14 protein-coding genes are annotated in these 12,067 nt (G+C 72.0%); 11 read left to right on the top strand and 3 right to left on the bottom strand.

Annotation, left to right across the window (positions count from 1 at the left end):
* Window positions 1-237 precede the first annotated feature (237 nt).
* Window positions 238-969: an SDR family oxidoreductase gene (locus ACFYP3_RS30485; protein ID WP_388839455.1), complete on the bottom strand. Its 732-nt coding sequence runs from the start codon at window positions 967-969 to the stop codon at window positions 238-240.
* A gap of 183 nt (window positions 970-1,152) precedes the next feature.
* Here ACFYP3_RS30485 and ACFYP3_RS30480 point away from each other — a divergent pair, with 183 nt between their 5' ends.
* Window positions 1,153-1,767 carry a dihydrofolate reductase family protein gene (locus ACFYP3_RS30480; RefSeq protein WP_388839452.1) on the top strand — a complete coding sequence of 205 codons (615 nt, stop codon included), beginning with the start codon at window positions 1,153-1,155 and terminating at the stop codon, window positions 1,765-1,767.
* Window position 1,768: 1 nt separating this feature from the next.
* Here the strand turns inward: ACFYP3_RS30480 and ACFYP3_RS30475 are convergent, their stop codons facing one another.
* Entirely contained in the window at window positions 1,769-2,140 is a 372-nt protein-coding gene (locus tag ACFYP3_RS30475) for a hypothetical protein (protein WP_388839449.1), read from the bottom strand.
* A gap of 132 nt (window positions 2,141-2,272) precedes the next feature.
* Here ACFYP3_RS30475 and ACFYP3_RS30470 point away from each other — a divergent pair, with 132 nt between their 5' ends.
* Complete coding sequence (locus ACFYP3_RS30470; protein WP_388839446.1) at window positions 2,273-3,190, top strand: DMT family transporter; 918 nt, start codon at window positions 2,273-2,275, stop codon at window positions 3,188-3,190.
* A 63-nt stretch (window positions 3,191-3,253) separates the two neighbouring features.
* On the opposite strand, the gene ACFYP3_RS30465 is transcribed toward ACFYP3_RS30470, so the two are convergent.
* Window positions 3,254-4,267, bottom strand: a complete 1,014-nt coding sequence (locus tag ACFYP3_RS30465) for a Gfo/Idh/MocA family oxidoreductase (protein WP_388839443.1) — start codon at window positions 4,265-4,267, stop codon at window positions 3,254-3,256.
* 225 nt (window positions 4,268-4,492) lie between these two features.
* On the opposite strand from ACFYP3_RS30465, the gene ACFYP3_RS30460 reads away from it, so the two are divergent.
* From ACFYP3_RS30460 to ACFYP3_RS30420, 9 genes are all read left to right on the top strand, one after another.
* A complete protein-coding gene (locus ACFYP3_RS30460; protein ID WP_388839440.1) occupies window positions 4,493-5,473 on the top strand; it encodes a sugar ABC transporter substrate-binding protein in 981 nt (326 codons plus the stop codon).
* Window positions 5,470-6,504, top strand: coding sequence for an ABC transporter permease (locus ACFYP3_RS30455; protein ID WP_388839436.1), 1,035 nt, complete (start codon window positions 5,470-5,472; stop codon window positions 6,502-6,504). The genes ACFYP3_RS30460 and ACFYP3_RS30455 overlap by 4 nt, the downstream gene beginning before the upstream one ends.
* A complete protein-coding gene (locus ACFYP3_RS30450) occupies window positions 6,471-7,364 on the top strand; it encodes an ATP-binding cassette domain-containing protein (protein ID WP_388839433.1) in 894 nt (297 codons plus the stop codon). Before ACFYP3_RS30455 ends, ACFYP3_RS30450 begins: the two co-directional genes overlap by 34 nt.
* Window positions 7,361-8,533 carry an ROK family glucokinase gene (locus tag ACFYP3_RS30445; protein WP_388839431.1) on the top strand — a complete coding sequence of 391 codons (1,173 nt, stop codon included), beginning with the start codon at window positions 7,361-7,363 and terminating at the stop codon, window positions 8,531-8,533. Before ACFYP3_RS30450 ends, ACFYP3_RS30445 begins: the two co-directional genes overlap by 4 nt.
* The gene (locus ACFYP3_RS30440) at window positions 8,530-9,123 is read left to right on the top strand and encodes a hypothetical protein (protein WP_388839428.1); all 594 of its coding nucleotides are present in this window, start codon (window positions 8,530-8,532) and stop codon (window positions 9,121-9,123) included. Before ACFYP3_RS30445 ends, ACFYP3_RS30440 begins: the two co-directional genes overlap by 4 nt.
* 30 nt (window positions 9,124-9,153) lie before the next feature.
* A complete protein-coding gene (locus ACFYP3_RS30435; protein ID WP_376618938.1) occupies window positions 9,154-9,786 on the top strand; it encodes an MBL fold metallo-hydrolase in 633 nt (210 codons plus the stop codon).
* A gap of 30 nt (window positions 9,787-9,816) precedes the next feature.
* Window positions 9,817-10,602 (top strand): exodeoxyribonuclease III, encoded by a 786-nt coding sequence (locus ACFYP3_RS30430; protein WP_388839424.1) that lies wholly within the window; start codon window positions 9,817-9,819, stop codon window positions 10,600-10,602.
* A 154-nt stretch (window positions 10,603-10,756) separates the two neighbouring features.
* The gene (locus tag ACFYP3_RS30425; protein ID WP_388839421.1) at window positions 10,757-11,197 is read left to right on the top strand and encodes a DUF6278 family protein; all 441 of its coding nucleotides are present in this window, start codon (window positions 10,757-10,759) and stop codon (window positions 11,195-11,197) included.
* 115 nt (window positions 11,198-11,312) lie between these two features.
* Window positions 11,313-12,056, top strand: a complete 744-nt coding sequence (locus ACFYP3_RS30420; protein ID WP_388839417.1) for an amino acid ABC transporter ATP-binding protein — start codon at window positions 11,313-11,315, stop codon at window positions 12,054-12,056.
* Window positions 12,057-12,067 lie beyond the last annotated feature (11 nt).

Below are 12,067 nucleotides of genomic sequence, written 5' to 3'. Positions count from 1 at the left end.
CCACCCCCACCCCAACCGACCCGCCTCCCACCCAGCTGCCCAAATCCAGCCCCGCCGCACAAATCCAGCCCCGCCGGCGTTTGAGGCGCGGGGTCCGGGGCGGAGCCCCGATCTGTAAGCCGCACCCTTCAGGTGAGCCGCACCATCCGGCTCCGCCGCGCCGATTCAGCCTCGCCGGCGTTTGAGGCGCGGGGTGCGGGGCGGAGCCCTGACGGGCCTGGCTCCGGCTGCGCCGGACTACGCGGCGTGGCCGCCGTCGACCGCGAACTCCGCCCCGGTGACGTACGCCGCCCCCGGCCCGGCCAGGAAGGCCACCATGTCGGCCACCTCGCCCGCCGTACCGAAGCGTCCCAGGGCGGTCATCGCCGCCTGCGAGCCGGCGTACGGTCCGTCGGCGGGGTTCATGTCGGTGTCCACGGGCCCCGGGTGGATGATGTTCGCGGTGATCCCGCGCCCGCCCAGCTCCCGGGCGAGGGCCTTCGTCAGCCCGATCAGCGCCGACTTGCTCAGCGCGTACAGCGTTCCGCCGGGCCCGGGCACCCGCTGGGTCATGCAGGTGCCGATGGTGATGATCCGCCCGCCCCGCCCCAGTGCGGCGGCCGCGGCCTGGGTGGCGGTGAACACCCCGCGCACGTTGACCGCGAGCACCCGGTCCACGTCGGTCGCGGTCAGCGCCTCCAGCGGCCCGAGCACCCCCACACCCGCGTTGTTGACCAGCACGTCGAGCCGCCCGAACTCCCGCACGACCCGCCCCACCACGTCGGCTCCGGCCCCCGGATCCCCGGCGTCGGCCCGCACCGCGAGCACCCGCCGCCCCAGCGCCCCGACCTTTCCGGCCACCTCGGCCGCGGCCTCCTCGCCGCTGACGTAGGTGAACGCGACATCCGCGCCCTCCTCGGCCAGCCGCAAGACGGTCGCGGCCCCGATCCCCCTGCTGCCACCCGTCACCAGCGCCACTGTTCCGTCCACGATGTTCCTCCTCGATCGCCCACCATGTGGTTGCGAGTTCAATCAAATCTCCGAAGGGTCGAGGCCGCTGGCAGGAAACCGACCTCGCGTTCCCGCGCCGCGGTGTGCGTGGCGTCGCCCTGACGTTTCGGGGGTCCGGGAGTCTGCCTTCCTGTAGGGACGACGAGCTAGGAGCACAGAGCCATGGGCAAGCTGACCCTGACCACCTTCGTGACCCTCGACGGCGTGATGCAGGCGCCCGGGGGGACGGAGGAGGACCGCAGCGGCGGGTTCGAGTACGGCGGGTGGCTGGTGCCGTTCGCCGACGAGGGCATGCTGGATTTCGTCAAGGAGGTCTACGGGCGGACCGGGGCGTTCCTGCTCGGGCGGCGGACGTACGAGATCTTCGCCGGGTACTGGCCGCACCACGACGATCCGGCCGACCCCATCGCGGGCAACCTCAACCGGCTGCCGAAGTACGTGGCCTCCACCACGCTCAAGGAGCCCGCCTGGGGCCCGGTCACCGTGCTCGACGGGGAGCACCTGCAGAGCGAGATCGTCCGGGTCAAGGACGGGCTGGAGGGGGAGCTCCAGGTGCACGGCAGCGGGCGGCTCGCGCAGTGGCTGCTGGCCCGGGACCTCGTGGACGAGCTGAACCTGCTGGTCTTCCCGGTGTTCCTGGGTGCGGGGCGGAAGCTGTTCCCGACCGGCGGCCTGCCGACCGCCTTCGAGGTGACGGACTCCCGTACGACCTCGGTCGGCACCTCCATCCACACCTACCGGCCGAAGGGGCGGGCCGCCTTCGGCACGTTCACCTGAGTCAGCGGGGGTCCAGGGCGAGTTGGACCACGCGGCCCTCGCGCAGAACCAGCAGGTCGGGGGCCTCGTGCTCGTAGTGGCGGATGCGGCCGACCGGGCCCGGCGGTCGGATGTGGGGGGCCACGAGCAGCAGGAAGTCCTCCAGGGCGGGGAGCAGTTCCGCGTGGATCTCCTGGCGGCCCGTCAGCGCCCAGCCGCCGTGTTCGGTCGGGGCGAACTCTCCGACGAGCACGCCCCGGACGCGGCAGGCCGGGCCGCGGGCGCAGAGGAGCCCGGTGTTCGGCGCCAGCTGGCGCCGGACCTCCGCGAGCACGGCCTCGGGCGTGCTGTCGAGCAGGTCGAACGCCAGGTCCAGGGCGTAGAGATCAGCCATGCGCCCGATGCTACGGGTCCGGGGCGCACGGCCCGGAAAGAGGTCGCCCGGCATGATCGGCTCCGGTAGCGTGCCCCCTGCACCCGTGCGAGCCGACGAAGTCTCCACCTCGTCCATGACGTGGGAGACCCCATGACCGTGATCTCGCCGGCCCTCGAAGCCGCCCCCCGCCGGGCCCGGCTCGCCGACCTGCCGGTCCTGGCCGTCGCCGTCGTATGGGGCGGCAGCTACCTCGCCGCCAAGGGCATCACCACCGGGCACACCGTCATCGCCGTGCTCGTGCTGCGGTTCGCCCTGGTCCTGCCCGTCCTCGTCGTCGCCGGCTGGTCGCGGCTGCGCGCCCTGACCCCGGCGCAGTCGCGCGCCGCCGGGCTGCTGGGCCTCGTACTCGGCGGGATCTTCCTCCTGGAGACCTACGGGGTCGTCCACACCTCCGCCACCAACGCCGGGCTGATCATCAGCCTGACCATGATCTTCACCCCGCTCGCCGAGGCCGCGGTGCGGCGGCAGGCGCCGTCCGGCGGCTTCCTCGGGGCCGCGGCCGTCTCCGTGGCCGGGGTCGTGCTGCTCACCCAGGGCGCCGGATTCACCGCGCCCGGCCTTGGTGACCTGCTGATCCTCGGCGCCGCCCTCGCCCGGACCCTGCACGTCCTGCTCATGGCGCGGATCGAGGCCGTCCGGGACGCCGACTCGCTGTCGCTGACCACCGTGCAGCTCGGCGGCGCCGTGCTCGTCTTCGCGTCGCTGGCCGCCGTGCCCGGCACCGGGGCGAGCCCGTGGGCCGCCGCGGCCGGTTTCGGGGCCGCGGAGTGGGCCGGGCTGGCCTTCCTCTCCGTCTTCTGCACCCTCTTCGCCTTCTTCGTGCAGATGTGGGCCGTGCGCCGCAGCTCGCCCTCCCGGGTCAGCCTGCTGCTCGGCACCGAGCCGCTGTGGGCGGCCGTCGCCGGCATCGCCATCGGAGGGGAGGAGCCGGGGCTCCTCGGTTACGGGGGCGCCCTCCTGGTCCTGGCCGGCACCGCCTGGGGTCGGCGCGCCGTGACCACCGCCTGAGGGTGGCCGGAAAGCGTCGCAGCCACAGGTGATCACGCGGCTTAGTGTGGCCCCGTGCCCCGCTTACAGAACCGGCAGGTCCGGGAGTTCCTCCAGCCGGACCCTGCGCCGCTCCCGGCGCGAGAGTTCGCAGGCCTCCGCGATCCGGAACGCCGCCAGCGCCTCGCGGCCGTCGCACGGGTTGGGCGCCTCGCCTCGCACCAGCCGGATGAAGGCCGCAAGCTCCGCCTCGTACGCGGGGGCGAAACGTTCCAGGAAGCCGGTCCACGGCTTGCTCGCCGGCGGCGGGCCGTGCGGTTCGGTGGAGGCGATCGGCGTCCGGTCGTCCAGCCCCACCGAGACCTGGTCCCGTTCCCCGGCCAGCTCCATCCGTACGTCGTACCCGGCGCCGTTGCAGCGCGTGCCGGTGGCCGTGACCAGGGTTCCGTCGTCGAGCGTCAGCACGGCGGCCGCCGTGTCGATGTCGCCGGCCTCCCGGAACAGGGCGGGTCCCGCGTCCGACCCGGCCGCGTACACCTCGACCACCTCGCGCCCGGTCACCCAGCGGACCATGTCGAAGTCGTGCACCAGGCAGTCCCGGTACAGCCCGCCCGAGGTGGCCAGGTACGCGGCGGCCGGCGGCGCCGGATCGGCCGTCGTCGTCCGTACCGTGTGCAGCCGCCCCAGGGCGCCGGAACGGACCAGCTCCCGGGCCGTGCCGTAGCCCGCGTCGAAACGGCGCATGAAACCCACCTGGAGCAGCCCGCCCGCGGCCCGCACCTCACGCAGCGCGGCCAGGGTCCGGTTCAGGTCCGGGGCGAGCGGTTTCTCGCAGAACACCGGCAGCCCGCCGCGCACCGCCCGTACGACGAGATCCGCGTGCGCCTCGGTCGCCGACGTCACCACCACGGCGTCCACGCCCCAGGTGAAGACCTGGTCCACGCTGGGCGCGGCAGTGGCCCCGAGCCGGTCGGCGAGGCGCGCCGCCCGCGCGGGATCGGCGTCCGCGAGCAGGAGCGAGCCCGCATCCCGGTGGCGGGCCAGAGCCGCCGCGTGGAAGGACCCGATCCGGCCCGTTCCGATGAGCCCGATGCGCATGCACTCAACCTGACCCTGTCGGCGGAACCTGTCAATCCGCCCGCGCATGTCAACCTGCGCGTGAGTGCCCCGATGACCCTTCATGGTCGACTGTGGCGGATACTGAGCGGCTGGACCGCAATGGAGACGGAATGACCGGATTGGTGACCGGCTCGACGGCGGACCGCATTGGTGACGAGGGAAGGGCGCGGCGACGTGGCTAGGGTTCGGACAGGGGTGCGCGTCGTGGGCGCCGTGCTCGCGGCGGTACTGGGGGCCTCGCTCGCGGGCTGCAGCAGTACGGGGGGCAAGCGCGCCGAGGAGCGGGCGAAGGCCGCCGAGGCGGGCCGGCCGGCCGTCTCCACCCCGCGCTGGACCTTCGCGATGGTCACGCACGCGGGCGACGGCGACACCTTCTGGGACATCGTCCAGAAGGGTGCCAAGGAGGCCGCCGCGAAGGACAACATCAACTTCGTCTACGCCCACGACGACCAGGCCCAGCAGCAGGCGCAGTTCGTGCAGAACGCCATCGACCAGAAGGTCGACGGGATCGTCGTCAGCCTCGCCAAGCCGGAGGCCCTCAAGGACGTCATCGCCAAGGCCGTGAAGGCCGGCATCCCGGTGATCACGGTCAACTCCGGCTCCGCCCAGTCCGCCGAGTACGGGGCGCTGACCCACATCGGCCAGGACGAGGAGATCGCCGGCGAGGCGGTCGGCACCGAGCTGAACAAGCGCGGCCGCAAGAAGGCCGTCTGCGTCCTGCACGAGCAGGGCAACGTGGGCCACGAGCAGCGCTGCGCCGGGGCGAAGAAGACCTTCTCCGGCACGATGGAGAACCTGTACGTCGAGGGCACCAACATGCCCTCCGTCCAGGCGTCCGTCCAGGCCAAGCTCCAGGCCGACCCGTCCGTCGACGCGATCGTCACCCTCGGCGCCCCCTTCGCCCCGACCGCGATCAAGGCGAAGGACGCGGCGGGCTCCAAGGCCGAGGTCGACACCTTCGACCTCAACGCGTCGGTGGCCCGCGACCTCAAGTCGGGGGCCCTCGGCTTCGCCGTCGACCAGCAGCCCTACCTCCAGGGCTACGAGGCCATCGACCTGCTCTGGCTGTACCGCTACAACGCGAACGTGCTCGGCGGCGGCCGCCCGGTGCTCACCGGACCGCAGATCGTCACCGCCGCGGAGGCGTCCAAGCTGGAGGAGTTCATCAAGCGGGGCAGCCGATGAGCGCGCCCGCCGCCGTCGACGAACGGCTCGCGCCCACCTCCGTCGTACGCAAGCTGCTCGCCCGCCCCGAGCTGGGCTCCGTGGTCGGCGCCGCCGCCGTCTTCGTCTTCTTCTCCTTCGCGGCCCCCAGCTTCCTGCAGGCCTCCAGCCTGAGCACGATCCTCTACTCGGCCTCCACCATCGGGATCATGGCCGCTCCGGTGGCCCTGCTGATGATCGGCGGCGAGTTCGACCTCTCCGCCGGTGTCATGGTCACGACCTCCGCGTTGGTCAGCTCGATGTTCAGCTACCAGATGACGGCCAACGCCTGGGTCGGCGTCGCCGTGTCCCTGCTGGTCACGCTGGCCATCGGCTTCTTCAACGGCTTCATGCTGACCCGCACCAAACTGCCCAGCTTCATCATCACGCTCGGCACCTTCCTGATGCTGACCGGCCTGAACCTCGGCTTCACCAAGCTGATCAGCGGCTCGGTCTCCACCAAGACCATCGCCGACATGGAGGGCTTCTCCTCCGCGCGGGCCCTCTTCGCCTCGCAGTGGAACGTCGGCTCGGTCACCCTCAAGGTCACCATCCTGTGGTGGCTGGCCATCGTCGCCGTGGCCACCTGGATCCTGCTGCGCACCCGCGCCGGCAACTGGATCTTCGCCGTGGGCGGCGGTGCCGACGCGGCCCGCGCGACCGGCGTGCCCGTCGTGAAGACCCGTATCGGCCTCTACATGGGCGTCGCCCTGTGCGCCTGGATCTCCGGGCAGCACATCCTCTTCTCGTTCGACGTGGTCCAGTCGGGCGAGGGCGTCGGCAACGAGTTCCTCTACATCATCGCGGCCGTCATCGGCGGCTGCCTGATGACCGGCGGCTACGGCTCCGCCATCGGCTCGGCGGTCGGCGCCTTCATCTTCGGCATGACCAGCAACGGCATCGTGTACGCGCAGTGGAACCCCGACTGGTTCAAGTTCTTCCTCGGCGCCATGCTGCTGCTGGCCACGCTGCTCAACGCATGGGTCCGCAAGCGGGCGGAGGCACGGGCATGACCGGCGACGCACTCGTGAGGCTGACCGACGTCAGCAAGTACTACGGCAACATCCGCGCCCTCCAGGGGGTCTCCCTGGAGGTCTCGGCGGGCGAGATCACCTGCGTCCTCGGGGACAACGGCGCCGGCAAGTCCACCCTCATCAAGATCATCGCAGGGCTGCACCGGCACGACGCGGGCACCTTCGAGATCGAGGGCGAGGAGACCGCGCTCGCCAATCCGCGCGCGGCCCTGGACCACGGCATCGCCACCGTCTACCAGGACCTCGCCGTCGTCCCGCTGATGCCGGTCTGGCGCAACTTCTTCCTCGGCTCCGAGCCCACCAGGGGCCGCGGCCCCTTCCGCCGCCTCGACGTGCCCCTCATGCGCGAGACGACCCGGGCCGAGCTGCTGCGCATGGGCATCGACCTGCGCGACGTGGACCAGCCCATCGGCACCCTGTCCGGCGGCGAGCGCCAGTGCGTGGCCATCGCCCGCGCCGTGTACTTCGGCGCCAAGGTCCTCGTACTCGACGAGCCCACCGCGGCCCTCGGCGTGAAGCAGTCCGGGGTGGTCCTCAAGTACGTCGCCGCCGCCCGCGACGCGGGTCTCGGCGTGGTACTGATCACCCACAACCCGCACCACGCCCACCTGGTGGGGGACCGTTTCGTCCTCCTCAAGCGCGGCGCCATGGCGGGCAGCCACACCCGCGACTCGATCACCCTCGACGAGCTCACCCGGCAGATGGCGGGCGGCTCCGAGCTCGACGAACTGAGCCACGAACTGGAGCGAGTGGCAGAATCGGGGGCAGACGCCCCACCCGGCGCAGCCGACCCGGCTTCCCGTACCACCCCAGCCAAGAGGGACGACACGACTCGATGAGCACGTACCGGGACTTCACGCTCACCCACCGGGGGTCGGCGCGAGGCACCGTCCTGCGGACCATCGGAACCCGTGAGCGCCGGTCGCACCTGACCGCCCCGCGCGTGCCGACCGTCGGCATCGACATCGGCGGCACCAAGGTGATGGCCGGCGTCGTCGACGCCGACGGCATCATCCTGGAGAAGATCCGCACCGAGACCCCGGACAAGTCCAAGAGCCCCAAGGTCGTCGAGGACACCATCGTCGAGCTCGTGCTCGACCTGTCCGACCGCCACGACGTGCACGCTGTCGGCATCGGGGCCGCCGGCTGGGTCGACGCCGACCGCTCCCGGGTCCTCTTCGCACCGCACCTGGCCTGGCGCGACGAGCCGCTGCGCGACGCACTCCAGTCCCGGCTCGCGGTCCCCGTCATGGTGGACAACGACGCCAACACCGCCGCCTGGGCGGAGTGGCGCTTCGGCGCCGGGCGCGGCGAGGACCACCTCGTCATGATCACGCTCGGCACCGGCATCGGCGGGGCCATCCTGGAGGGCGGCCAGGTCAAGCGCGGCCGCTTCGGGGTGGCCGGCGAGTTCGGCCACATGCAGGTCGTCCCCGGTGGCCACCGCTGCCCCTGCGGCAACCGCGGCTGCTGGGAGCAGTACAGCTCCGGAAACGCCCTGGTCCGCGAGGCCCGCGAGCTGGCCGCCGCCGACTCCCCGGTGGCGTACAACATCATCGCCAGGGTCGGCGGCAACGTCCACGAGATCACCGGGCCGCTCATCACCGAGCTCGCCCGCGAGGGCGACGCCATGTGCGTCGAGCTGCTCCAGGACATCGGCCAGTGGCTCGGCGTCGGCATCGCCAACCTCGCCGCCGCCCTCGACCCCTCCTGCTTCGTCATCGGCGGCGGCGTCAGCGCCGCGGACGACCTGCTGATCGGCCCCGCGCGGGAGGCCTTCCGCCGCCACCTCACCGGCCGCGGCTACCGGCCGGAGGCCCGTATCGCCAAGGCCCAGCTCGGCCCCGAGGCCGGTATGGTCGGCGCCGCCGACCTCGCCCGGCTCGTCGCCCGGCGCTTTCGCCGCGCCACCCGCCGGCGGGTCGAGCGCTACGAACGGTACGAGCGCTACGCGCAGCAGCTGGGCCGGCGCGACCCCGCCGGATCCGAGGACCAGGAAAACCAGTGACACCGCCCTCCCTGCCGCACCAGGCCCCCTCACCCGACGCGGACGCCACGCCGCAGCCCACCGCGGAGGACCGCAGGCACGTCGTCAAGCGCCGCTGGATCACCGCGATCATCATCGTGCTGCTGATCGGCGTACCCGCGGGCTACCTCGCGATCTCCACCCAGCAGAGCCGCGAGAGCGGCCGCGACAAGGCCGCCAAGGTCGGCGCCACCGAGGTGCGCCCCGGCTGGCCCTCCAAGGTGCAGCGCAGCATCTACGAGGTGCCGATCCCGCCGAAGGCCTGGCGGGTCGGGTTCCTGGAGACGAACAACTGGCGCACCAGCCGGCTGTTCACCGCGTTCGCGGTGACCCCCGAGGACCTGGACTCCTTCCTCGCCGCCGTCGGCACCAGCCGGGCCGGGCTGAAGCGGGGCGAGGTCTCCATCTCCGCGCACGACTCCGAGGTCGCCGGCTGGAGCTGGAGCCCCGAGGCCACCTGGTACGGGACCACCCTGGAACAGCCTGACCCGCGCCCCAGCCGGGACATCACCGTGGACCTCACCGACCCCGAGAAGCCCCGGGTCTACGTGGTCTCCACGACCACTCCCTGACCCGGGCCCGTCCGGCGCTAGCCTGGGATCATGAAGCTCACCAAGCGGCTGCACTCCTGCGTCCAGTTGGAGAAGGACGGGCGCACGCTCGTCATCGACCCGGGCGCCTTCAGCGAATCCGACGCGGGCCTGGGGGCGGACGCCCTGCTGGTCACGCACGAACACCCCGACCACTTCGAGGAGGGCCGGCTGCGGGCCGCCCTCGACGCGAACCCGGCGGCCGGGCTGTGGACCCTGCGCAGCGTCGCCGACAAGCTCGCCCCCGCCTATCCGGGCCGGGTGCACACCGTCGGCCACGGCGACACCTTCACCGCCGCCGGGTTCGAGGTCCAGGTGCACGGGGAGCTGCACGCGGTGATCCACCCGGACATGCCGCGGGTCACGAACGTCGGCTACCTCGTGGAGGGTTCCCTCTTCCATCCCGGGGACGCCCTGACCGTGCCCGGCGTCCCGGTGGAGACCCTGATGCTCCCGGTGCACGCCCCCTGGAACAAGGTCGCCGAGGTGATCGACTACCTCCGCGAGGTCAAGCCGCGCCGGGCCCTCGACATCCACGACGCCTACCTCTCCGACATCGCCAGGCCGATCTACGACTTCGCCCTGGACGCCCTGGGCGGCACCGACCACGGCCGACTCACCGCCGGGGACAGCACGGACCTGTGAGTGTCGGTGCCTGGAGGTAGGTTGGAACGCATGCGTATCGCCACCTTCAACGTCAACTCCATCACCGCCCGGCTGCCCCGCCTGCTGGCCTGGCTGGAGAGCTCCGGCACCGATGTCCTGTGCGTCCAGGAGACCAAGTGCTCGGCGGAGCAGTTCCCGCACGCCGAGCTGCGCGAGCTGGGCTACGAATCGGCCGTCAACGCCACCGGCCGGTGGAACGGCGTGGCCCTGCTCTCCAAGGTCGGGCTGGACGACGTGGTCCTCGGACTGCCGGGCGGGCCCGACTACGAAGGGGTCCAGGAGCCCCGCGCGATCTCCGCGACCTGCGGCGGGGTGCGGGTCTGGTCGGTGTACGTGCCCAACGGCCGCGAGGTCGAGCACGACCACTACGGCTACAAGCTGGACTGGTTCCGCTCGCTGACCGCGGCCGTCGCGCAGGACGCGGCCGGCCCGCGCCCCTTCGCGGTGCTCGGCGACTTCAACGTGGCCCCGACCGACGAGGACGTCTACGACCCGGCCGTCTTCGCCGGCCTCACCCACGTCACCCCCGCCGAGCGGGCCGCCCTGGAGGCACTGCGGGCCGCCGGGCTCTCCGACGTGCTGCCGCGCCCCCTCAAGTACGACCGCCCCTACACCTACTGGGACTACCGCCAGCTCGCCTTCCCCAAGAACAGGGGCATGCGCATCGACCTGGTGTACGGGAACGAGCCCTTCACCAAGGCCGTCACCGACGCCTACGTCGACCGCGAGGAGCGCAAGGGCAAGGGCGCGTCCGACCACGCGCCGGTCGTCGTGGACCTCGACCTCGACCGGTAGGTCGTATCTTTCGGATCTTGCCGGGCGGCGCGGGCGAGGCAAGATCCGGAAGAGACGGCCTAGGCGCGGCGGACCGCCCCAGGTCGTCATCCGGGCCCGCCGATCCAGGCGCGCCCTGTGGCCAGCGGCGGATCCTGGTGCGACGCTGGGCGGTATGAACATCCCTTTCCTGGACAACTGGCTGAACCGGCGTGAAACGGAACGGGGTGCGGGACTCGCCGCCGCCCTCGCGGACGATCCCGAGGGCGTCGCCGAGCTGTTCTCCGAGTGCGAGATGCTGCGCGTCCACGCGCGGGCGGCCGGCCTCGAACTCGACGAGAGCCAGGGCTCCTTGGAGGCGCTGGACCAGCTGATGCCCCGCTGGCGGCGGGACCCCGAGGTGGTGCCCTGGCTCGGCAACGACGCGGGCTTCTACCTCGGGACGGTGATCGTCCGGACCATCCCGGGGGCCGGCTGGCGGGTGTGGCCCAACGGCCAGCCGGTGATCCTGCTGGCATCGGGCCGCGAGCTGAACGTGATCGAGTCGGGGGTGTCCTGGGCGATGACCGGATCCCCCGAACTCAGCCAGGCGTACGCCGAGGCCTCCGAGGGCTGACGCCCGTTGCCCGGCGCCCGGTGCCTGACGCCCGGCGTGTCGCGGCGAAGTGCCCTGCCGCGCTGGATAGTTTGCGCTGACCTCGACACACCGGAACCCAGGGGCAGGGCAGCGCATGACCGTCGATCCGTTGATCGAGCTGCGGGACGTCAACAAGCACTTCGGGCAGCTGCACGTCCTGCGGGACATCAACCTCACCGTGGGCCGCGGGGAGGTGGTGGTGGTCATCGGCCCCTCCGGTTCCGGGAAGTCCACGCTGTGCCGGGCGATCAACCGGCTGGAGACCGTCGAGTCGGGCACGATCCTGCTGGACGGGGAGCCGCTGCCCGCCGAGGGCAAGGAGCTGGCCCGGCTGCGCGCCGAGGTCGGCATGGTGTTCCAGTCCTTCAACCTCTTCGCGCACAAGACCGTCCTCGCCAACGTCTCGCTCGCGCAGGTCAAGGTCCGCGGGCGCGGGCGGGGCGAGGCGGACCGGCGCTCCCGGGAGCTCCTGGACCGCGTCGGCCTCGCCGACCAGGCGGAGAAGTTCCCCGCCCAGCTCTCCGGCGGCCAGCAGCAGCGGGTCGCCATCGCCCGGGCCCTCGCCATGGACCCCAAGGCCCTGCTCTTCGACGAGCCCACCTCGGCGCTCGACCCGGAGATGATCAACGAGGTGCTGGAGGTCATGCAGCAGCTCGCGCGCGAGGGCATGACCATGGTCGTGGTCACGCACGAGATGGGCTTCGCCCGCTCCGCCGCGAACCGGGTGGTCTTCATGGCCGACGGGCGGATCGTCGAGGACCGTGCTCCGGAGCAGTTCTTCACCGCTCCGGAGAGCGACCGGGCCAAGGACTTCCTCTCCAAGATCCTCAAGCACTGAGGGGTCCGCGG

The organism is Streptomyces sp. NPDC005533, assembly GCF_042871845.1.
Taxonomy (GTDB): domain Bacteria; phylum Actinomycetota; class Actinomycetes; order Streptomycetales; family Streptomycetaceae; genus Streptomyces.
The sequence above is the reverse complement of the archived record's forward strand: the minus strand, read 5'-3'. Positions and strand labels throughout refer to the sequence as shown.

Bases quoted from the DNA above. Each gene is read 5' to 3' on its own strand.
- ACFYP3_RS30425 (WP_388839421.1), top strand. From the start codon at position 10,757: ATGAACATCCCTTTCCTGGACAACTGGCTGAACCGGCGTGAAACGGAA.
- ACFYP3_RS30445 (WP_388839431.1), top strand. From the start codon at position 7,361: ATGAGCACGTACCGGGACTTCACGCTCACCCACCGGGGGTCGGCGCGA.
- ACFYP3_RS30420 (WP_388839417.1), top strand. From the start codon at position 11,313: ATGACCGTCGATCCGTTGATCGAGCTGCGGGACGTCAACAAGCACTTC.
- ACFYP3_RS30430 (WP_388839424.1), top strand. From the start codon at position 9,817: ATGCGTATCGCCACCTTCAACGTCAACTCCATCACCGCCCGGCTGCCC.
- ACFYP3_RS30450 (WP_388839433.1), top strand. From the start codon at position 6,471: ATGGGTCCGCAAGCGGGCGGAGGCACGGGCATGACCGGCGACGCACTC.
- ACFYP3_RS30465 (WP_388839443.1), bottom strand. From the start codon at position 4,267: ATGCGCATCGGGCTCATCGGAACGGGCCGGATCGGGTCCTTCCACGCG.
- ACFYP3_RS30475 (WP_388839449.1), bottom strand. From the start codon at position 2,140: ATGGCTGATCTCTACGCCCTGGACCTGGCGTTCGACCTGCTCGACAGC.
- ACFYP3_RS30480 (WP_388839452.1), top strand. From the start codon at position 1,153: ATGGGCAAGCTGACCCTGACCACCTTCGTGACCCTCGACGGCGTGATG.
- ACFYP3_RS30470 (WP_388839446.1), top strand. From the start codon at position 2,273: ATGACCGTGATCTCGCCGGCCCTCGAAGCCGCCCCCCGCCGGGCCCGG.
- ACFYP3_RS30435 (WP_376618938.1), top strand. From the start codon at position 9,154: ATGAAGCTCACCAAGCGGCTGCACTCCTGCGTCCAGTTGGAGAAGGAC.
- ACFYP3_RS30455 (WP_388839436.1), top strand. From the start codon at position 5,470: ATGAGCGCGCCCGCCGCCGTCGACGAACGGCTCGCGCCCACCTCCGTC.